The sequence below is a fragment of the Azovibrio sp. genome, assembly GCF_049658005.1.
Taxonomy (GTDB): domain Bacteria; phylum Pseudomonadota; class Gammaproteobacteria; order Burkholderiales; family Rhodocyclaceae; genus Azovibrio.
Genome location: NZ_JBASOH010000015.1, coordinates 26,159 through 44,975, shown reverse-complemented (window position 1 = coordinate 44,975; position 18,817 = coordinate 26,159). Strand labels below are relative to the sequence as shown.

Annotated in this window: 20 protein-coding genes; 13 read left to right on the top strand and 7 right to left on the bottom strand. The window is 63.2% G+C overall.

Going from position 1 to position 18,817, the window contains the following annotated elements; genetic code table 11:
* Nucleotides 1-55: 55 nt before the first annotated feature.
* From glyA to pmbA, 3 genes are all read right to left on the bottom strand, one after another.
* Nucleotides 56-1,306: a serine hydroxymethyltransferase gene (gene glyA, locus WBH99_RS01425; RefSeq protein ID WP_424218321.1), complete on the bottom strand. Its 1,251-nt coding sequence runs from the start codon at nucleotides 1,304-1,306 to the stop codon at nucleotides 56-58.
* 88 nt (nucleotides 1,307-1,394) lie between these two features.
* On the bottom strand, nucleotides 1,395-2,033 hold the full coding sequence (locus WBH99_RS01420) for a histidine phosphatase family protein (RefSeq protein WP_424218320.1): 639 nt from the start codon (nucleotides 2,031-2,033) through the stop codon (nucleotides 1,395-1,397).
* A 23-nt stretch (nucleotides 2,034-2,056) separates the two neighbouring features.
* Nucleotides 2,057-3,394, bottom strand: a complete 1,338-nt coding sequence (pmbA, locus tag WBH99_RS01415; RefSeq protein ID WP_424218319.1) for a metalloprotease PmbA — start codon at nucleotides 3,392-3,394, stop codon at nucleotides 2,057-2,059.
* 76 nt (nucleotides 3,395-3,470) lie between these two features.
* Here pmbA and yjgA point away from each other — a divergent pair, with 76 nt between their 5' ends.
* The 12 genes from yjgA (at nucleotide 3,471) to WBH99_RS01355 (ending at nucleotide 15,757) form a co-directional block, all read left to right on the top strand.
* Nucleotides 3,471-4,022 (top strand): ribosome biogenesis factor YjgA, encoded by a 552-nt coding sequence (gene yjgA, locus WBH99_RS01410; RefSeq protein ID WP_424218318.1) that lies wholly within the window; start codon nucleotides 3,471-3,473, stop codon nucleotides 4,020-4,022.
* Nucleotides 4,015-4,605: a molybdopterin adenylyltransferase gene (gene mog / locus WBH99_RS01405; RefSeq protein ID WP_424218317.1), complete on the top strand. Its 591-nt coding sequence runs from the start codon at nucleotides 4,015-4,017 to the stop codon at nucleotides 4,603-4,605. Before yjgA ends, mog begins: the two co-directional genes overlap by 8 nt.
* A gap of 300 nt (nucleotides 4,606-4,905) precedes the next feature.
* On the top strand, nucleotides 4,906-5,490 hold the full coding sequence (locus WBH99_RS01400) for a TetR/AcrR family transcriptional regulator (RefSeq protein WP_424218316.1): 585 nt from the start codon (nucleotides 4,906-4,908) through the stop codon (nucleotides 5,488-5,490).
* Nucleotides 5,491-5,647: 157 nt separating this feature from the next.
* Complete coding sequence (locus WBH99_RS01395) at nucleotides 5,648-6,589, top strand: DMT family transporter (protein ID WP_424218315.1); 942 nt, start codon at nucleotides 5,648-5,650, stop codon at nucleotides 6,587-6,589.
* Nucleotides 6,586-7,626 carry an LLM class flavin-dependent oxidoreductase gene (locus WBH99_RS01390; protein ID WP_424218314.1) on the top strand — a complete coding sequence of 347 codons (1,041 nt, stop codon included), beginning with the start codon at nucleotides 6,586-6,588 and terminating at the stop codon, nucleotides 7,624-7,626. Before WBH99_RS01395 ends, WBH99_RS01390 begins: the two co-directional genes overlap by 4 nt.
* A complete protein-coding gene (locus tag WBH99_RS01385) occupies nucleotides 7,623-8,816 on the top strand; it encodes an MFS transporter (protein ID WP_424218312.1) in 1,194 nt (397 codons plus the stop codon). Before WBH99_RS01390 ends, WBH99_RS01385 begins: the two co-directional genes overlap by 4 nt.
* A 509-nt stretch (nucleotides 8,817-9,325) precedes the next feature.
* On the top strand, nucleotides 9,326-9,664 hold the full coding sequence (locus WBH99_RS01380; RefSeq protein ID WP_424218311.1) for a hypothetical protein: 339 nt from the start codon (nucleotides 9,326-9,328) through the stop codon (nucleotides 9,662-9,664).
* The gene (locus WBH99_RS01375; protein ID WP_424218310.1) at nucleotides 9,661-11,382 is read left to right on the top strand and encodes a hypothetical protein; all 1,722 of its coding nucleotides are present in this window, start codon (nucleotides 9,661-9,663) and stop codon (nucleotides 11,380-11,382) included. Before WBH99_RS01380 ends, WBH99_RS01375 begins: the two co-directional genes overlap by 4 nt.
* A gap of 212 nt (nucleotides 11,383-11,594) precedes the next feature.
* On the top strand, nucleotides 11,595-12,803 hold the full coding sequence (locus tag WBH99_RS01370) for a hypothetical protein (RefSeq protein ID WP_424218309.1): 1,209 nt from the start codon (nucleotides 11,595-11,597) through the stop codon (nucleotides 12,801-12,803).
* A gap of 25 nt (nucleotides 12,804-12,828) precedes the next feature.
* Entirely contained in the window at nucleotides 12,829-13,524 is a 696-nt protein-coding gene (locus WBH99_RS01365; protein WP_424218308.1) for a hypothetical protein, read from the top strand.
* Nucleotides 13,525-13,528: 4 nt separating this feature from the next.
* Nucleotides 13,529-15,085, top strand: coding sequence for an AAA family ATPase (locus WBH99_RS01360; protein WP_424218307.1), 1,557 nt, complete (start codon nucleotides 13,529-13,531; stop codon nucleotides 15,083-15,085).
* Between the two features lie 438 nt (nucleotides 15,086-15,523).
* On the top strand, nucleotides 15,524-15,757 hold the full coding sequence (locus WBH99_RS01355) for a hypothetical protein (protein ID WP_424218306.1): 234 nt from the start codon (nucleotides 15,524-15,526) through the stop codon (nucleotides 15,755-15,757).
* A 194-nt stretch (nucleotides 15,758-15,951) separates the two neighbouring features.
* Here WBH99_RS01355 and WBH99_RS01350 read toward each other — a convergent pair whose 3' ends face one another.
* The 4 genes from WBH99_RS01350 to WBH99_RS01335 all read right to left on the bottom strand — a co-directional run bounded on the left by WBH99_RS01350 (nucleotide 15,952) and on the right by WBH99_RS01335 (nucleotide 18,567).
* Nucleotides 15,952-16,308, bottom strand: a complete 357-nt coding sequence (locus WBH99_RS01350) for an STAS/SEC14 domain-containing protein (RefSeq protein ID WP_424218305.1) — start codon at nucleotides 16,306-16,308, stop codon at nucleotides 15,952-15,954.
* A gap of 78 nt (nucleotides 16,309-16,386) precedes the next feature.
* Nucleotides 16,387-17,244: a DMT family transporter gene (locus WBH99_RS01345; protein ID WP_424218304.1), complete on the bottom strand. Its 858-nt coding sequence runs from the start codon at nucleotides 17,242-17,244 to the stop codon at nucleotides 16,387-16,389.
* Between the two features lie 70 nt (nucleotides 17,245-17,314).
* On the bottom strand, nucleotides 17,315-18,439 hold the full coding sequence (locus tag WBH99_RS01340) for an aromatic ring-hydroxylating oxygenase subunit alpha (RefSeq protein ID WP_424218303.1): 1,125 nt from the start codon (nucleotides 18,437-18,439) through the stop codon (nucleotides 17,315-17,317).
* Nucleotides 18,436-18,567, bottom strand: a complete 132-nt coding sequence (locus WBH99_RS01335; protein ID WP_424218302.1) for a hypothetical protein — start codon at nucleotides 18,565-18,567, stop codon at nucleotides 18,436-18,438. Before WBH99_RS01335 ends, WBH99_RS01340 begins: the two co-directional genes overlap by 4 nt.
* On the opposite strand from WBH99_RS01335, the gene WBH99_RS01330 reads away from it, so the two are divergent.
* A complete protein-coding gene (locus tag WBH99_RS01330) occupies nucleotides 18,566-18,817 on the top strand; it encodes an exodeoxyribonuclease VII small subunit (RefSeq protein ID WP_424218301.1) in 252 nt (83 codons plus the stop codon). The two genes, WBH99_RS01335 and WBH99_RS01330, sit on opposite strands and share 2 nt — an antisense overlap.

The following is an 18,817-nucleotide window of genomic DNA, read 5'->3' as shown; positions in this document are numbered from 1 at the left end:
GTGAGCGCAGCGCCCCTGCCGGGCGCTGCGCCAGGCTCGATCAGGCGCGGCTCGATCAGGCGCCGTAGACCGGGAAGCGCTGACACAAGGCACTCACCTGTTCCCGCACCTTGGCCAGCACGGCCGGGTCGCCGGGAGCATCGAGCACGTCGGCGATCAGGTGGGCGATCTTCTCGGCTTCGAGCTCGGTGAAGCCGCGCGTGGTCATGGCCGGCGAGCCGATGCGGATGCCGGAGGTGACCATGGGCTTTTCCGGGTCCTTGGGGATGGCGTTCTTGTTCACGGTGATGTGGGCCTGGCCCAGGGCGACTTCGGCCGCCTTGCCGGTGATGTGCTTGGAGCGCAGATCCACCAGAAACACATGGGATTCGGTGCCGCCGGAGACGATGCGCAGGCCGCGCTCCTTGCCCAGCACCCGCGCCATCACCCGGGCGTTCATGATGACCTGCTCCTGGTAACGCTTGAACTCGGGCGTGGCGGCTTCCTTGAAGGCCACGGCCTTGGCGGCGATCACGTGTTCCAGGGGGCCGCCTTGCAGGCCCGGGAAAATGGCGGAGTTGATCGCCTTTTCGTGCTCGGCCTTCATCAGGATCACGCCGCCGCGCGGGCCGCGCAGGGTCTTGTGGGTGGTGGAGGTGACCACGTCGGCAAAGGGAATGGGATTGGGGTAGAAACCGGCGGCGATCAGGCCGGCGTAGTGCGCCATGTCGACCCAGAAGATGGCGCCGACTTCCTTGGCGACCCGGGCAAAGCGCTCCCAGTCGATGCGCAGGGAATAGGCGGAGGCGCCGGCGACGATGATGCGGGGCTTGTGCGCGCGGGCCAGGGCTTCCATGGCGTCGTAGTCGATCGCTTCCTTTTCATCGAGGCCGTAGGAGACGACATTGAACCACTTGCCGGACATGTTCAGCGGCATGCCGTGCGTCAGGTGGCCGCCTTCGGCCAGACTCATGCCCATGAGGGTGTCGCCGGGCTTGGCGAAGGCCATCAGCACGGCCTGGTTGGCCTGGGAGCCGGAGTTGGGCTGGACGTTGGCCGCGTCGGCACCGAACAGGGCCTTCAGGCGGTCGATGGCCAGCTGCTCCACCACGTCGACATACTCGCAACCGCCGTAGTAACGCTTGCCGGGATAACCCTCGGCGTACTTGTTGGTGAGCTGGGAGCCCTGCGCCTGCATCACGGCGGTGGAAACGTAGTTTTCGGAAGCAATCAGTTCGATGTGATCTTCCTGGCGGCGATTTTCGGATTCAATCGCCTTCCAGAGTTCGGGATCAACCTTGGCGAGCGTGTCTTTGGCGGAAAACATGGATGTTGCCCTCGAGCCTTTGAAAAAGGGCTCAATTCTACAGGATCGGCAGAAGGAAGGAGAAGCCGGTGCGGCCGCGCAGAAATCCTTACCTCAACTCATCCAGGGCGCCGGCTTCCAGATGAGGGGTCTCGCCCCAGGCTTCGATATGCCAGCCGTCCCGATCCTGCACGACCCAGTTCAGCCCGGTATTGGGAATGAGGAAGTCGCGCGGCGCGGACAGGGAATTGCCCCGCACGAAGCGGTTGATGATGTCCAGCACCCCGCCGTGCACCACCACCACCAGAGTCTGGCCCCGGTGCCGTTCCAGCAAGGCTTCCAGACCGGCCGTGACCCGGTCATGGAACTGGCGCAGGCTTTCCCCGTCGGGGATGACGAAGTCCGGTTCCCGGGCTTCGAGACGGGCATAGTGTTCCGGGTGCCACTCCCGGGCCTCGGTGTAAGTCAGCCCTTCGAACACGCCGTAGCGGCGCTCCCGCAAGCCCGGCGCCGGCAGCGGGGTCAGCCCCAGGGCCATGCCGACATGCCCGGCCGTGCGCCAGGCGCGGGACAGGTCGCTGGAATGGATGACATCGATTCCCCCGCGCCGGGCCAGCCATCGCCCCACCGCGCGGGCCTGGCCTTCGCCATTTTCATTGAGGCCGATATCCAGCTGCCCCTGCAGGCGGCGCTGGGTGTTCCAGGCAGTTTCGCCATGGCGGATGAAACAAAAACGCGTCACGGTCATGAGCGGGCTTCCTTCCTGTGCCTTCAGGCGGCGATGGTCATGGCGTCCAGCAGCAGGGAGCCGGTCTGCTTCGAGCCCCGCACCTGCACATCCCGGCCCACGGCGCGGAGCTTGCGGAACATGTCCTTGAGATTACCGGCGATGGTGATTTCTTCCACCGCATGGACGATCCGGCCATCCTCCACCCAGAACCCCGCCGCCCCCCGGGAATAATCGCCCGTCACGTAGTTGACCCCGTGGCCCAGCAACTCGGTCACCAAGAGGCCACGGCCCATCAGGCGTAACAGGCCCTCCAGATCGTGCTCGCCGGGCTTGAGGATGAGGTTGTGGCTGCCCCCGGCATTGCCGGTGCTGGGCAGGCCCAGCTTGCGGCCGGAATAGACGCTGAGGAAATAGCCTTCCAGGATGCCGTCCCGCACCACTTCCCGGTCCCGCGTCAGCACGCCATCGTTGTCAAAGGGGGCGCTGGCCAGGCCGCCGGGCAGATGGGGGCGTTCGCTCAACTGGAAGAATTCAGGAAAGACCTGCTGGCCCAGGTGGTCGAGCAGGAAGGTGGATTTGCGGTACAGGGCGCTGCCGCTCACGGCCTGGACGAAATTGCCGAGCAGGCCGGCCGCCAAGGGCGCTTCAAAGATCACCGGATAGCTGCCGGTACTGATTTTTCCCGCATCGAGACGGGCGAGCGCCCGGCGGGCCGCCTGCTGCCCGACCCGTTCCGGCTCTTCTAGCCGGGCCGCGTTGCGATCGGTGCTGTACCAGTCGTCGCGCTGCATGGAGTCCTGCTCCCCGGCAATCACCGAGCAGGCAATGTAATGGCGGGAGGTGGGATAGCCAGCCATGAAACCCAGGCTGTTGGCCGCCACGAACTGGCCTTGCTGGGTGGAAATGGTAGCGCCCTCGGAATTGCTGATGCGTTCATCCACCTCGAAAGCGGCGGCTTCGGCGCGCTGGGCCAATTCGATGGCGGCCTCCACCGGCAGTTCCCAGGGATGGTAAAGGTCCAGATCCCTCGTTTCCCAGGCCAGTTGCTCCGGCTCCGGCAGGCCGGCGCAGTCGTCCGCGGCGGTGAAGCGGGCGATATTGAGGGCTGCCTCCACGGTTTCGCGCAGGGCCTTCGGCGAAAAATCCGAAGTGCTGGCATGACCGCGGCGCTGGCCGATGTAAACGCTGACCCCCACCCCCTTGTCGCGGTTGTATTCGATGGTTTCCACTTCGCCGCAGCGCACGCTGACAGACTGGCCGAAGCCTTCGGAGACCTCCACCTCACAGGCGCTGGCGCCCTTCTGGCGGGCATGGCCGAGCACATCCCGGGCCAGTTGCTGCAGGGTGGAAAAGTCGTTGGAGAATTGTTTCTCAGCCATAGAGGAAAGCCGCCGGGCGTAAAAAATCGCTATCATAGCAGCCCCCTCCCGCCCCATCTTGCCCAGCAAGGCTGCCATGCACCACAACAAACGCAAAGACGAAACACTGGAAGACGGCGGCCGCCCCTCCAAGACCCAGGTCAAACAGGCCATGCACGAACTTCAGGCCCTGGGTGAGGACCTGGTGCAACTTTCCCGCGATCAGTTGAAGCGCATGAACCTGGATGAGGACCTGCTCGAGGCCGTGCGCGAATACCAGCGCATTCCCAAGTTCGAAGCCCAGCGCCGCCAGCTTCAATACATCGGCAAGCTGATGCGGGGCCTGGACCCGGAGCCGATCCGCGCCGCCCTGGCTCACATCCGGGGGGATTCCGCCGCCGAAGTGGCGAAACTGCACCGGCTGGAACGGCTGCGCACCCGCTTCCTGGAAGACGAAGCGGTGCTGCAGGAAATTGCCGAAAAATTTCCCCAGGCCGACCTGACCCGCCTGCGCCAGCTACGCCGGGCGGCGGTCAAGGAGCAGGCCGAAAACAAGCCCCCCAGGAACTTCCGCGAACTGTTCCGGGTGTTCAAGGAACTGGACGGCCAGGAAACCCCTGCCGCAGAAGGAGTGACCGGCGATGAATGAGCCGCTCAGGATCGGCCTGGTCTCCATCAGCGACCGGGCCTCTAGCGGCACCTACGCGGACCAAGGCATCCCCGCCCTCGAGGACTGGCTGCAACAGGCCCTGATCACTCCGTTCCAGGCCGAAACCCGGCTGATTCCCGACGACCGGCCCGGCATCGAAGCCACGCTGAAGGCCCTGGTGGATGATGCCGGCTGCCATCTGGTGCTGACCACCGGCGGCACCGGCCCGGCCCGGCGCGACGTGACCCCGGAGGCCACCCTGGCCGTGGCCGACAAGGAAATGCCCGGTTTCGGCGAACAGATGCGCCAGATCGGCCTCCATTTCGTGCCTACCGCCATCCTCTCCCGCCAGGTGGCGGTGATCCGCAGGCAGGCCCTGATCCTCAACCTGCCCGGCCAGCCCAAGTCCATCCGGGAAACCCTGGAGGGCCTGAAGGATGCCGGAGGCCGGGTCCTCGTGCCCGGCATCTTCGCCGCCGTGCCCTACTGCCTGGATTTGATCGGCGCGCCCTGGATGGAAACCGACCCGGCCGTGGTCAAAGCCTTCCGGCCCAAGTCCGCCCAGCCCCCGGCCGGCAACTGAGGCCAACCCGGGCCCGGCACCCCGAGCCGCCGCCCGCTTTTTCGCCGCCGCGCGCCAGGTGCTGCGCGCAAGCCTGCGGGGTCTTGCTCGACAGGATCGAGCCGGCAGAACCGGCGGCCAACGCGACATGGGCAGCCGATGAGCAGCAGATGAGATCAGCATGCAGTCGGCATGCGAGGCCTGGCACGGGGCTTGACCCAGCCTGCCGCGGCATGGAACGGAGGTTTCCGATCCTGCCGTTCATGGACGGGCTCACTAGCTCACTAGACGACCGGTCTATTTTTTGACAGACTGCTGCCCATGAACCCTCGCCACGACAACACCCGCCAGCATATTCTCGAAACCGGCCACCGCATCATCGTGGGCAAGGGCTTTGCAAGCGTCGGCCTGAACGAGATCCTGACCGCGGCCGGCGTGCCCAAGGGCTCGTTCTACCACTACTTCGAATCCAAGGAACAATACGGCCAGGCTTTGCTGCAGGACTATTTCGACCATTATCTGGCCGATCTCGACGAACTGTTCGCCGCCCCGGCCACCTCCAGCCACGAGCGCCTGATGCGCTTCTGGCAACGCTGGCTGGGCAGGCAACTCGAGGCCTGTGCCGAGCAGAAATGTCTGGTCGTCAAGCTGGCCGGCGAAGTATCCGACCTGTCCGACGCCATGCGCATCACCCTGCGCGACGGCACCGATCAGATCGTCGAGCGTATCGCCCAGATCATCGAAACCGGGGTTGACGAGGGCTCGATGCCGCCCCTCGACCCACAGATGACCGCCCAGACGCTGTACCAGATGTGGCTGGGCGCGAGCCTCCTGGGGAAGTTGCACCACGACACCGCCGCGCTGGAAAACGCCATGGTATTCACCAGGAAACTGCTTTCACGCTAAGCACCGGCGTGCTTTCACACCAAGCACCGGCGTGCTTTCACACCAAGCACCGGCGAAGATCCCCAACCCACACGACGGTCGTCGGTGCAGCGGCCATTTCTGGATACATTTTGGATATACTCACTAGACGACCGGTCTATTCAAGCCAGCCATCCTGATGAAACACCGCCTTACTCCTCTCTTCGATTCGATCAAAAAAGGCAAGATCGCCCTCGCCCTTGCCGTCCTGTCTTTGACCTGGGGTTACACCTGGGTGCTCGCCAAGCAGGGCCTGGCCTATGCGCCGCCCTTTGCCTTCGCCGCCGAACGCTGCGCCGGCGGCGCCCTGTCGTTACTCGTCGCCCTCCAGTTGAGCGGCCGCCGGCTGACCCTGGTCGCCCCCCTCCAGACCCTCGGCATCGGCCTCACCCAGGTCGCCGGCTTCATGATCTTCCAGACCTGGGCACTGGTCGAAGGCGGTCCGGGCAAGACCGCCGTGCTCATTTTCACCATGCCGATCTGGACCCTGCTGCTGGCCTGGTCGCTGCTCGGCGAACGGGTGCGCGGCAAACAGTGGCTGGCGGCGGCCAGCACGCTGATTGGCCTGCTGCTGATCATCGCACCGTGGGACATGCACGCCAGCCTGTTCAGCAAGTTCCTCGGCCTGATGGCCGCTCTGTGCTGGGCGAGCGGCACCATCCTGATCAAGCGCCTGCGCGCCGTGACGCCGGTGGACCTGCTCACCCTGACCACCTGGCAGATGATCCTTGGCGCCCTGCCGCTGGTCCTCCTTGCGCTCGTCGTGCCCGAACCGGCCACGCAATGGACGCCAGCCTACGTGGGCATCCTCTTTTTCATGTCGGTGATCAGCACGGCGATGTGCTGGTGGCTGTGGATCTACATCCTCGACCGCGCGCCGGCCTGGGAGGCGAGCCTGTCGGTGCTCGGCACGCCGGTCGTCGCCATCCTGGCGTCCCGCCTCACCTTCGGCGAATCGTTCAAGGGCACCGAGATTGCCGGCATCTTGCTCATCGGCGCCGGCCTCGCCCTGCTCTCCTTCTTCGGCTGGGTGGCCAGCCGACGTAACCCGGCCCTCTTTACCCCCAAGGAAATGGTATGAACCCGCTCGCTGATCTCAAACTCTCCATGCTCGATCTCGTCCCCGTCCGCGAAGGCGGCACGGTCGCCGAGGCGCTGGCCACTTCCCTACGCACCGCCCGCCATGTCGAAGCGCTCGGCTTCACCCGCTATTGGCTGGCCGAGCACCACAACATGCCGGGCATCGCCAGTTCCGCCACCGCCGTGCTGGTCGGCTACATCGCCGGGCAGACAGAGCGCATCCGCGTCGGCTCAGGCGGCATCATGCTGCCCAACCACGCGCCGCTGGTCGTCGCCGAAGCCTTCGGCACCCTGGCCGAGCTCTACCCCGGCCGCATCGACCTCGGGCTGGGCCGCGCCCCCGGCACCGACGCAATGACGCTGCGCGCTTTGCGCCGCGACCGCATCGAAACCGAGGCCGACTTCCCGCGCGATGTCGCCGAACTGCAGCGCCTGCTCGGTCCCCGCCAGCCGGATCAACGCGTCATCGCCGTGCCCGGCGTCGGCACCGAGGTGCCGATCTGGCTGCTCGGCTCCAGCCTGTTTTCGGCCCGCCTCGCCGCCGAACGCGGCCTGCCCTATGCCTTCGCCTCGCACTTCGCGCCAGCCATGCTGCTACAGGCCATCGAACTCTACCGCCACAATTTCCGTCCTTCCGAGAAGCGGGAGAAACCCTATGTGATCATCGGCGTGCCGGTCATCGCGGCGCCAACCGATGCCGAAGCCGACTTCCTGGCCACCAGCACCTTCCAGCGCGTCCTCGGCATCCTGCGGGGCGAACGCGGCCTTCTGCCGCCGCCTGTCGCCGGCTTTTTGCAGAGCATCCCTCCGCGTGAACGTGCGGGTATCGCCGATTTCCTGGGGGCTGCGGTGATCGGCAGCCCGGAACGCGTGCGCGACGGCCTGCGCGACCTGCGGGCCGCCACCGGCGCCGATGAAATGATGGTCGTGAGCGATATCTTCGACCCCGAACTGCGCCTGCGCTCGCTCGAAATCGCCAGCCGCGCCTGCTGGCAGCCCGCGCCGGCCGACAGCCCTGATGCCGGGCCGACACCATGAGCGAAGCCCTGGCCGCTCACCACCGCCGCGCCGTCATGCTGCTCTCCGTGGCCGCCTTCGCCAGCGCGGCGGCGGCGCGGCTCTGCGACCCGATGCTGCCCGACCTCGCCCGCAGCTTTGCGGCCAGCCCGACCGCCGTGGCCTCGGTCATCTCCTCGTTCGCCATCGCCTATGGCCTCTCCCAGGCCCTGTTTGGTCCGCTCGGAGACCGCGTCGGCAAATACCGCCTGATCGCCCTGACCACCCTCTGCAGCACGCTCGGCGCCCTCGGTTCGGCCCTGGCCGCATCGCTCGATGCGCTGGTCGTCTCGCGCGTGCTGCTCGGTGCCACGGCGGCCGGCATCATCCCCTTGTCCATGGCCTGGATCGGCGACACGGTGCCCTATGAACAACGGCAGGCCACGCTCGCCCGCTTTCTGGGCGGGCAGATCCTGGGCTCCGTCGGCGGCCAGTTCATCGGCGGCGCGTTTACCGACACGCTCGGCTGGCGCTGGGCCTTTGCGTTTCTAGCGGTGCTGTATCTACTCATCGGCATCGTCGTCCTGCTCGAATCGCGCGCCAACCCGAGCACCCAGCACCGCCAAACCGACACTTACCACCAGGGCCTTTTGCTCGGCCAGGCTGCCGAGGTTTTCGCCCAGCCCTGGGCCCGGCTGATCCTGAGCATCGTCTTTCTCGAAGGCATGCTGGTTTTCGGCACCCTCGCCTTCGTGCCCTCCTATCTGCACCAACATTTCGGCCTCAGCCTCACTCTCGCCAGCGCCGCCATGGCCTTCTTCGGCCTCGGCGGCCTGTCTTACATCTTTGCCGCCCGGTATTTCGTCCGCCGCCTTGGCGAAGTCGGGCTGGCCATGGGTGGCGGCGTGCTCATCGCGCTGGGCTGGTTGATCCTGGCCTGGGGCAGCACCTGGATCTGGGCGCTACCGGCCAGCTATCTGGTCGGCCTCGGTTTCTACATGGTGCACAACACCTTGCAGACCCACGCCACCCAGATGGCGCCCAAGGTGCGCGGCACTGCCGTCTCCTTGTTTGCCTCCAGTTTTTTCCTCGGCCAGGCGCTCGGCGTCAGCCTCGCTGCCCAGACCCTCACCGCCGCTGGCATCGTCCCCCTGTTGCTGCTCGCCGCCCTCGCCACACCCCTGGTCGGCGGCACCCTGGCCTGGCGGCTGGCAAGGCACCACCGCGCGTAACCTGCCCATCCCCGCTTCTTTCTCCTGAACGATCCGGCCGCCGCGCCGGATCGCCCGGCACCACACTCGAACACCAACCGGGCAAGCCATTCACCAAAGCACTCGATCCTTTCTCCCGCTGAAAACACGCAATCCATCGAGCCCACCCCCCATTGCGATCCCCCCCATTGGCCGAACGTTCCGATTTACTGCCTTTCAAGCCCAAGCTACAATCGAAAAAATGACACTGCGGTCACCGGCATTGCGATGCAGTTGCGATGCGCGGTGCAAGAAGGGGAGGCCGGCAATGTTTTTGCCTCCAAGCGTTTTGCATCCGGGCAATGACAACAGCAACCACGGAAAATCAATAGGGCAATATGGCGCGCGCGATATTGGGTAGCAGGGCACCGGCGCTTGACACGTCGTCTCTCACGAGTACACGGTCAGCGGCGTCCTCCACTCTCCTTCTTTCCCCGAAGGCCATCGAGGATCGTCTGCGCCAGAGACGTTCAGCCGCCTATGTCGAGGCGATGAAAAAGCTGGACGCTGGCGGCCATGTGAATACCCGGGAAACTCTCGAAGCGCTGCTCTGTGCGATACGCTCCGAACTTCCCGAACTCACCATCGAGTACCTTCCCGTCGGAATTGTTGCCAAGTGCTACCTTGGCCCGCCTCATGAAGTTCATACCCTGGACCGGGATGGTTCGATCATCCGGCACTACAAGACATTTGAACCTCTCCCGCCGCTCATGGAGCGGGGCCGGTCTCTGGCATTGCATCCCGGTTACGCGTTTATCGAAATCTATGCGGACAAACTGATTGCCGTCGCTGACAACGGCGACACATCAATCGTGAAAGGACAGGAATGAGCACGGAACGCATCATCCATCTGGCCGACCTCGCGTTCATCGAGAACAGCCTGAGAACTCTGAGGAGCGATATCGGGACGGTCTCGAATCAAGTCGAGAACGTTGGGCAGGAGGTCGTGAATACACGATCCGAGCTGGCTCGTCTTGAACAGGCATTTCTGGATTTTGTCGCTGCTGACGCAAAGGCTAAAGAGGTCGCGCTGGCCGAGACGAGACAGGTCAAGATACGCCAGGAAATCGAGACGAAATTCGGCTATTACGCCGAGGTCAGGCGGCATGCGACGGGCATTCTTCAAGCCGCCGATATCAGCATCGTCCGCCAGGAAACCGTCAATACGGCGACCGAGAGCTTGATGCTATCAGCCCCGCGCTATTGGCTTGCCCCTGCCCTCGTGGCGCTGGCCGCCTGGCTTGCCGACAACAAGCCTCTTGCAGAGAAGGCGCTTGCCGAGGCGATTCGCCGCGACGATGAGAAGACGTCGCTTTTCTTCGCCCTGATAACCCGCCGCACGGCGAGGCATGCTGCGTGCAGAACCTGGCTCGACCGGTATTTCGGGATGCAGGACCCTACGCGCCTCGACCGCCAGTCGGTCGTCCTTGTCGATGCCCTGGCCAGCGGCATTTTTGGTTCCGAGGTCAGGAATCAATGCGCCAGGCGAATCGAGGGATGGATCGACGAGTTGAGCCAGCGCGCCGGGTTTCTGGATGAGCAACGCAAGCAATGGAACGAGGGGCTGCGGTCCAAGATTCCGACAACCGACAATGCTGCACGCTACAACTACCTCAGCCAGTACAGCCCAACCTGGGCAGCGATGAACAAGACCCTCAATGGCGCGGCCATGCAGGCGGTCGTACGTGACCATTTCAAGGCGATTTTCGAAGGTCCCATTCCACCGTCTCCAAACTTGATGGCGGCCGTGGACGATCTTCTCGACAAGCTCGTGCAGAACTTTGACGAGGAGGAGTTGCCGCTGCGACGTGCCGAGAAACTCTGCCAGCTGATTATCGAAGAGGCTGGCAACAGATCCGCCGCCAAGAGCCGCTACGACCTGGAAAGCAAGGCTCTTGACGAACGGGTCAGTTTTACACAACTGCTGACGAATGCGGCGATGCACCCGGAGACGTCGCACGCCTCGAGGGCAACACAAAGGTTCGCCATTGCGCTTTCCCGGAGCTGGATAAAGGATGCCCATCAGGATCTTTCTGCCAGCATACGCGCAGCAGTCCCCACCCGGGTTGATCTGACGATCGAGGATTGGCAGGGCACGACGCAGAACGGCGAAAATGAGAAGGACCTGGCGGCCTCGCTCGGTACCCACATCGACCGCCGCAGGGATGAGGCGCTGGCAAAGATAAAGCTGGGCTTCCAGCATTGGGCGGCACTCGTTCTGGGTGTCGGCCTGATTTTTTCAGCCGTCTCGGGAGGATTCCTGCCCCTGGCGCTCGGAGCCGGCTGCCTGATCTGGTTTTTCATGGCTCGATCAAACGTCGCCAAGGCTAAAGCCAGGGTTGCCGATGACTTCTCGAAGTTGAAAGAGCAGTCGTTGCAAGTCCTGAGCGCGGCATGTGCCGAGGTCGTCGAATGGCGCAGGGACTTTACGAAGCGGGATGCGGTGTCTGCGGAAGTCGTCCAGTTACTCGACGCCATTAGTCCAGAGCAATATGTCCTGTCGACCCACGACAGTGCCCGCCAGGTGATGGCGAAGCCAGCGGCCTGAGGAGAATCAACATGGCAAGAGAGATCATTTCCGAAGCGGCGGCCATGCCGTCACCACAGAGCGCAGGTTCGCCACCCGAGCCGACGCCTTCTCCGGTCGCGGCACCCGACCCGCAGTCCCCGCCAAGGCGAGATGCCCTTGCCGAGGCATTTCCTGCCTGGGACCTCGTTCCATCGGTTCCATTTGTTCGCCGTGTGAAGTGAAACCCCTTCATGATTGAACCGACAACCTACTCGGAATGGAGTGACTGCGTCGAGGTATTTGAGACCGGCGGGCAAGACGATGACGTGGTTTTGGCAATGTCTCGCGGGACGCTCAACTGGAACAGTGGGGTGGCCGGCCTTTTCTCCGAGCGGATCAGCGCTGCCTTCAATACGCGGCTGAAACGTTGTGCCGACAGAATGGAGCGGGACTTCAAATCCGGCGGTGATGAGACCGCCGTCGTCCGCGCAATGCTGGACACGAGGCGCACGCTGACCCTTCTTCACCGCGTCGCGACCCTTCCCTCCTTCCCGGAAATGTTGAGAGAGCATCTCTCGGGCGAGATTCGCAAATACGCTGAGCGGGCTCAGCAGTCCCTGGAAGACAGCGCCAGGCACGACAGGAGCGGACGCCTTGCAAGCCTCATGCGCAACAACAGCCTGCTCAGATACGAGCCGGCCCCGGAACCGGTTTCGTCAGCCACACCGGCACCGGTAACCGCTGCTGCAGCCCCGGCAACGGTGCCGGAGAGGAAACCCGAGGCTGCCCCCTCGCCACCCGATGTCGCGCCGGCGTCCCCCCTTCCGGCACATACCGGGCACAAAAGGACCGGGCATAAAAGGAACGGGTACAAAAGGACCGGGCATAAAAGGGCGATCATTGCCTCGGCAGTGCTGATCGTCATTTGTGTTGTGGCAGGCGGAGCATGGTTTGCGACGCGAGGGAGGGATTCCGTGCCCGTTCCGGTTGCCGCTGTTGCCGCACCGGCTTCCACTGCTGCGGCCCCCTCATCCTCGCAGCCCGCACGCTCGCCACACGAGGCCGCTCCAACAGCCGTGGAGTCTTCGCCACTGGCCCCACTCCCGATCGCTGTTCCCGCCACGCCCGCCACGCCCGCCACTCCCGCGCCGGCCGGGGCGGCTTCCGGGCAACGCGTCGTCGCTCTGTCCGCGCCTACGGAGAAACCTGCGTCAGAGCCTGCGCGGCCGCTACCGAAGCACATGCCCGAGCCGCATCAGGAGCTTTCTTCCAACGCGTCGGCGCTCGCTGCAATCGTCGATGAAGGTGAAGCATGTTTCAGCAAAAAGAAGTTCGACTGCGCGATCAGCGCCGCCGGCTCGGCACTTCGACTCGACCCTGCCCATGCGAGGGCGGTCGATCTCAAACGGCGAGCGGAGGCCGAACAGAAACGTGCGCTCGACTCCATATCAATCAACTAACTTCAACTGCCAGGGAACTCGTGACATGGGTGGAAAAATTCTCAGGAACTCGACGATTGCGGTGGTGGTCACCGCCTTGTTCGCTGCGGGTTGTGCAACACCGGGAGGTGAAGGCAGTCAGGCCTCCGGGGGAGGATCAGACCCATGTGACGCCGGCATTGCCGCCCTCGCCGGCGCGGTGCTCGGAGGCTTGCTCGCACAGGGCAACGACAGGGTTCGCGGTGCTGCTCTCGGGGCTGGACTTGCATCACTTGCCTGTGTGGCCTGGAACTCTAACGTGAAGCAGACCAAGACTGCGGAGCAGGTACAAACAGAATACAAAACGGCAAACCGCGGGCAGCTTCCAGACCGCAGCAAGGTAGTCCGTTATGAAACCCGGTTCGACCCCAATGCAAGGGTAGCGCCGGGCGGAAAAATGACCGTGGTCTCGAACATCGAGGTCGTGCAGGGCACCAAGGATCAGCAGCCTCTTCTCGAGGAGGAACTTACGTTGGTTCGTCCGGACGGATCGGAGGTCAAGTCGCGCAAGAGGGCTAACGAAAATCAAGATGCAGGTGCCTACATGACGAGCTACTCGATGACGATGCCCGCAGGAGTGCCGCAAGGTATCTATCCAGTGAAGACAGCCTTGTTCATGAATGGGGAGAAAGTGGCAGCTAAAGACATGTCGATGCAGGTTGTGTCACTGCCTGGCGGCGAGCGGGTAGCGTTCACAAGGTGATGACATGAGCGACACGAAGGAATTCAAGGGAGCACTCACCCGTTACTTGAAGGCGCGGGTGCCGTTCATCTCGGTTCGCAGTGCCGAGCGCGCCCGTGTCCTCGATATTTTCAAGGAGGTGGCAGCGTCCCTGAGCAACGCGCCGATATTTGTCCATACCCTTTCGCAGGGCACGAAGGAACTTCTCGCCAACCGATCGGTGAGTGAAGACAGGTCGGTGGTCGGCGCGGTCGACTATGCGAGCCAGCAGATCGCGCAGAGACAGAACCTCTCGTTCATCCTCACGGAGGTTGCCGACATCGAGGACGATACTCCGTTCGCCCGGCAGTTGCAGGATGCGGTGATGCTGGCGGCTGAGCATGGTGGCGTTCTGATCGTCATCACGACAAAACCGGTGTGGGGGCAACTGCAAAGGCTCGGAATGTCGCTGGTGCTCTCGGCGCCCAACGAAGACGAGATGCTCGAAATCATCCGCGAGCAGGTGGGAGCGTACCGTAACCAATTCCCCATCGAATGGGATGGTGCCGACGAGCGGCAGGCGGCAGCCATTCTTGCTGGCATATCGAGAATCGAGGCGGAGAACATCATTGCCACACTTCTCGCCAACGGCCGTATCACCAAGGACGATCTTCGCGAGCTGATGCAGGCGAAGGATCGCATCTTCGCCGACATTTCTGGCATCGAGCGGGTGCAGGTGCGCGGTGGAGAACTGAATGTTGGTGGCCTCGGCGGGCTCAAAACCTGGCTTGATCGCGAGCGTCCGCTGCTGACGGCAGACCTCCGGGAAAGAGGCATCAGACCACCGCGTGGCTGCCTCCTTGTTGGAGTGCCAGGCTGCGGCAAGTCGCTCTCGGCAAAAGCCATCGCACATAACTGGAGCCTGCCGCTGTATCGCCTCGACCTCTCGACGATTCACGGCCAGTATCTCGGGCAGAGCGAAGGTCGGCTGAAAGACGCGCTTGCGACAGCCGATCATGTTTCTCCCTGTGTGCTGTGGATCGATGAGATTGAAAAAGGCTTGGCCGGCGCAACCCAGGGTTCCGGCGATGGAGGAACGTCGACACGGCTGGTCGGGCAGTTCCTGTACTGGCTCCAAGAGGCGCGCTCGCGTGTCTTCGTTGTAGCGACCGCCAACGATGTTTCCAGACTTCCGCCCGAACTCCTGCGCAGGGGGCGCTTCGACGAGTTGTTTTTTGTTGATCTTCCCACGCCAGACGAGCGAAAAGAGATCATCAACATTTACGTGCAGCGAGGGCTAAAGCGCGAGCTCCCCGAGCCCTTGATGCACGAATTGGTGGATCTTTCCGAAGGCTTTGCTGGATCTGACCTCGAATCGGCGGTGCGCGAAGTCGTCAAAGAGGCATACCTGCGGGGAGATCAGGCCGTCAGCGACGACCTTTTCCGGCGTAGTTTCCAGAACGTGGTGCCATTGTCGAAGACTAGCCCTGAACAAATCGAGGGTATTCGGGCCTGGGGGCGCGAGCGCGCGGTACCTGCATCAGGTCAGCCAATCGGCGGTGCTGGTGTGCAGGCAAGACCCCGGCGTGCAGTTCTCACATAGAAGTGGCGTGATGACGCAATTGCCGACGGCCGCGGGATACAGCGGGATACAGCGGGATACAGCGGGATACAGCGGGATACAGCGGGATACATGCAGTGGCTTCCCGCGAACCGTCTGCCCGGGGCCCTTCCACTTGAGGTTTTCCGCTGACAGCCGCTGCCGTAACCGTTGAACCACTTCCAACTTCACTCACCCCGCCCGTCAGCACCGGACGCCACCGACATCCGCTCGCGCCAGCCAGCCAGCGTCTGGTGCGGGCGGATAGGCCGAATGCCCCGAAGGCATGGCGCAGGTCATCGAGGGCATCCGCACACCAGCGCGTTCGTCAAGAATGAAAAAGCTGCCGCGCTCAGCTTCCGGCCTGACGCACCACCTCGCGCCTTGCCCTGCCTGCCCTGTTCGGCCAGACTGAAGCCATCACCACCCGAGGAGATGACCATGACCAACGATCAAATCAAGAACGCCGTCCGTTCCAGCTGGCCTTTTTTTGCCACCACTCCACGCGGCGACGTGCTGGCGCGCTATGTCTATATGGGTCCCGTTTTCCGCTGGAACTGGAACCAGATGGTGCCTCTGCCCCTTCAGGATGAGGACCTGGTGTGGCTGCTTCATGCGGCCGACGAGGATGAGCGCGCCATTACGCCGCCAGCCGGAGAGCGCAAACGCCCCTGATCGCGCGGGGGACAGGCCGGGGCGTTCCGCAACGCTTGATCCGCTTGCGCAGGCATCCGGCGGCCAGGGCCGCCGATTAACGCCAGACGCGGGCGGATGCGCGCCGCGTCGTCTGGCAGACCCGCCCTTCGGGCCTGGCAAGGGATGGTCCCAGAACGGTCCCAGAACGGTCCCAGGATGGCTTCAGGACGCTCTCAGGCGGGCGCTGCTTCGTCGAGCCAGGCCAGGGCTTCTTCCAGAACCTCAAAGACTTCGATGTCGGCTTCCACGAAGGCCTGGGAGATCCAGGCGCTCCAGGTCACCCACTGGCTGCTGGTGACCACCGCCACCTTCTTGAAATCCTTGGCGTGCTGACGGGAAAACTTCAGTTCTTCCCAGGCCACGTCCAGGGTCGCATCGACCATTTCGCGCAGATCAAAGAGCAGATCCACGGGCCCTTCGAACTGAATCTTGTAATTCACCAGTTCCTCGAACTCCTTATAGTCGGCCAGAGTGAACTCACCGTAGACGGTAACGCTGACCCGGTGAGCTTGATGGTCGGTGACAATCATGATGAAACTCCTGTTGCGTTTTAGTTATTGGGTGATATTGGGTAAGGGATTGGGTAAGGGGCGATACAGCCTGCCAGTTTAATCCTGTTCGGCAGAATGGGGGCGGGACGCCCGGCTGGCGGCGATGCCCGAGAGTATCACCAGCACCATGCCCAGGGCTTCGAGCCAGCCCAGGACTTCGCCCCAGAACAGGGCGCCCAAAAGGCTGGCGAACACCACGGTGGTGTAGGCCAGGCTGGCGGATACCAGGGGCTTGCCTCGCGCATAGGCGCGGGTCATGGCCAGTTGCGCCAGGGTGGCGAAGGCGCCGACCCCCAGCAGCAGCAGACCGGTCGCCAGGGTGGGCCGGTGCAGTTCGGAAAAAGCCAGCCAGACCAGACTGCCCAGAGTGGACAGGAGCGAGAAATAAAACACGGTGCGGCTTTCCGGCTCCCCCAGGGCGCCCAGTTCCCGCACGTTGTAATAGGCCAGGGCGGCCAGCAAACCGGAGGCGAGGCCGACCAGGCCGCCAAACGACGAGTCGGCCTGGATGCTCGGTTTCAACAACAGGGCCACGCCCATGAGGCCGGTCAGCAAGGCCAGAACCATGCCACGGGAGAGCCGGAGTCCGGCAAAAACCACGAGCAGCAGCGCCAGGAACAGGGGGGCGGTGTAGTTGAGGGTGACGGCGGTGCCCAGGGGCAAGAGGGTGATCGCCCAGAAATAAAGGGTCAGGGCGAGAAAGCCGGAGACGCCCCGCTTCAGCTGGAAGCCCCAGTGGGGGGTTTTCAGGGTGACGCCGCGCAGGCGCACCATCAGGGTCATCAGCCCCAGGGCAATGGCGCAGCGATAGAAGACGATCTCGGCCGCCGAGAAGCCGGCCTGAGCGGCGAATTTGACGCACACGCCCATGCAGGCAAACAGCAGGCTGGCAACGATCATCCACAGGGATTGCATGGGGGGCGGTTCCGCAAGAAGCAGAAAAGCGCCGGATTTCACCCCGGCGCTCCAGGTGGTTCCGGCTGCTTTAGCGCCGTGCTTCCTCGATGGCGGACGCCATCAGGCGGCGATAGAACTCGTGGAAGTGCTGCATGCCGTCTTCCATCGGGCTCTGGTAGGGGCCCACTTCATTGATGCCAGCCTTGAGCAGGGCCATGCGACCCCGATCCATGCGCTCGCCGATGTCGTCGTCCTCGATCGCGGTTTCCATGTAGGCGGCTTGTTCCGCTTCGATGAACTCCCGCTCGAAATCGACGATTTCCTCGGGGTAATAGAACTCCACCACGTTCAGGGTCTTGTGAGGGCCCAGGGGCACCAGGGTGGAGACCACCAGCACATGGGGATACCACTCCACCATCACATTCGGGTAGTAGGTCAGCCACACGGCCCCTTGCGGCGGGGTCTGGCCCCGGTCGCCGTAGTATTCGCGCACCGCCTTCTGCCAGCGCTCGTAGGCGGCGGAACCGGATTTGGCCAGGGACGTGATGCCGACCTTCTGCACCGAATACCATTCACCGAACTGCCAGGAAAGATCGTCACAAGTGACGAAATTGCCCAGGCCCGGGTGGTAAGGGACCACATGGTAGTCCTCCAGATAGACCTCGATGAAGGTCTTCCAGTTGTAATTGCACTCATGCATTTCGACCCGGTCGAGCTTGTAGCCGGAAAAGTCGAATTCACCGGCCACGTTCATGCCGGCCAGATCGGCGTTGGCAGAACGGGGGCCGGTAAAGAGCAGGCCGCTCCAGTTTTCCAGCGGGAGCTTGTTCAGGTTCAGGCAGGGATTTTGCGGGAAATGGGGGGCACCGATCAGCTCGCCCTGAGTATCGTAGGTCCAGCGGTGGATCGGGCAGACGATATTGCCCTGGAGCTTGCCGGCGCCCTGCAGCATGATCGCCTGGCGATGGCGGCAGACATTGGACATCAGCCAGTAGCGGCCTTCGTCGTTGAGCAGCAGCCGGCCGTGATCGGCCCATTCCAGGGAGCGATAATTGCCGGAATCGGGCACCATGAGCTGGTGGCCGACATAGCCAGGGCCGGCATCGAAGATGAGTTTCTTCTCCAGTTCGAAGATCTTTTCATCGAAATACCAGTCCACCGGCAGTTGGGAAACTGCGGGGGCCAACCGGGACAATGTCGCTATGTCGGTCATTCCACCCTCCAACGGGCAAGGGCAAAAACCCCTGGGCCAAAAAAAGAGAGCGATTGTACCCCGGTAAGTATTTGACCAAAAGCCTCTAATTCAGTATTTTCACCCGTTTCCCTTTTTGTGATCTCCATGGCCCCCACTCCGGAAGCACCCGCCCCTGTTGCCGAACTGAAGTTCGAAACGGCCCTGACCGAACTCGAAACCCTGGTCCAGTCCATGGAAGGGGGCAAACTTGAACTGGAAGCCTCCATCGAAGCCTACCGACGCGGCATGGCCCTGCTACGCCACTGCCAGGAGCAACTGCAGGAAGCCGAACAGAAGATCCAGATCATGGAAGCCGGCCAACTGAAGGACTGGAACCCGGAAGGAGAGGCTCCTTGA

Excerpts from the sequence above, each read along its gene's own strand:
- WBH99_RS01350 (WP_424218305.1), bottom strand. The coding sequence starts at position 16,308 with ATGATTGTCACCGACCATCAAGCTCACCGGGTCAGCGTTACCGTCTAC.
- WBH99_RS01355 (WP_424218306.1), top strand. The coding sequence starts at position 15,524 with ATGACCAACGATCAAATCAAGAACGCCGTCCGTTCCAGCTGGCCTTTT.
- WBH99_RS01420 (WP_424218320.1), bottom strand. The coding sequence starts at position 2,033 with ATGACCGTGACGCGTTTTTGTTTCATCCGCCATGGCGAAACTGCCTGG.
- WBH99_RS01330 (WP_424218301.1), top strand. The coding sequence starts at position 18,566 with ATGGCCCCCACTCCGGAAGCACCCGCCCCTGTTGCCGAACTGAAGTTC.
- WBH99_RS01400 (WP_424218316.1), top strand. The coding sequence starts at position 4,906 with ATGAACCCTCGCCACGACAACACCCGCCAGCATATTCTCGAAACCGGC.
- WBH99_RS01370 (WP_424218309.1), top strand. The coding sequence starts at position 11,595 with ATGATTGAACCGACAACCTACTCGGAATGGAGTGACTGCGTCGAGGTA.
- yjgA (WP_424218318.1), top strand. The coding sequence starts at position 3,471 with ATGCACCACAACAAACGCAAAGACGAAACACTGGAAGACGGCGGCCGC.
- WBH99_RS01395 (WP_424218315.1), top strand. The coding sequence starts at position 5,648 with ATGAAACACCGCCTTACTCCTCTCTTCGATTCGATCAAAAAAGGCAAG.
- pmbA (WP_424218319.1), bottom strand. The coding sequence starts at position 3,394 with ATGGCTGAGAAACAATTCTCCAACGACTTTTCCACCCTGCAGCAACTG.
- WBH99_RS01335 (WP_424218302.1), bottom strand. The coding sequence starts at position 18,567 with ATGGAGATCACAAAAAGGGAAACGGGTGAAAATACTGAATTAGAGGCT.
- mog (WP_424218317.1), top strand. The coding sequence starts at position 4,015 with ATGAATGAGCCGCTCAGGATCGGCCTGGTCTCCATCAGCGACCGGGCC.
- WBH99_RS01340 (WP_424218303.1), bottom strand. The coding sequence starts at position 18,439 with ATGACCGACATAGCGACATTGTCCCGGTTGGCCCCCGCAGTTTCCCAA.
- WBH99_RS01360 (WP_424218307.1), top strand. The coding sequence starts at position 13,529 with ATGAGCGACACGAAGGAATTCAAGGGAGCACTCACCCGTTACTTGAAG.
- WBH99_RS01365 (WP_424218308.1), top strand. The coding sequence starts at position 12,829 with ATGGGTGGAAAAATTCTCAGGAACTCGACGATTGCGGTGGTGGTCACC.
- glyA (WP_424218321.1), bottom strand. The coding sequence starts at position 1,306 with ATGTTTTCCGCCAAAGACACGCTCGCCAAGGTTGATCCCGAACTCTGG.
- WBH99_RS01390 (WP_424218314.1), top strand. The coding sequence starts at position 6,586 with ATGAACCCGCTCGCTGATCTCAAACTCTCCATGCTCGATCTCGTCCCC.
- WBH99_RS01345 (WP_424218304.1), bottom strand. The coding sequence starts at position 17,244 with ATGCAATCCCTGTGGATGATCGTTGCCAGCCTGCTGTTTGCCTGCATG.
- WBH99_RS01385 (WP_424218312.1), top strand. The coding sequence starts at position 7,623 with ATGAGCGAAGCCCTGGCCGCTCACCACCGCCGCGCCGTCATGCTGCTC.
- WBH99_RS01380 (WP_424218311.1), top strand. The coding sequence starts at position 9,326 with ATGAAAAAGCTGGACGCTGGCGGCCATGTGAATACCCGGGAAACTCTC.
- WBH99_RS01375 (WP_424218310.1), top strand. The coding sequence starts at position 9,661 with ATGAGCACGGAACGCATCATCCATCTGGCCGACCTCGCGTTCATCGAG.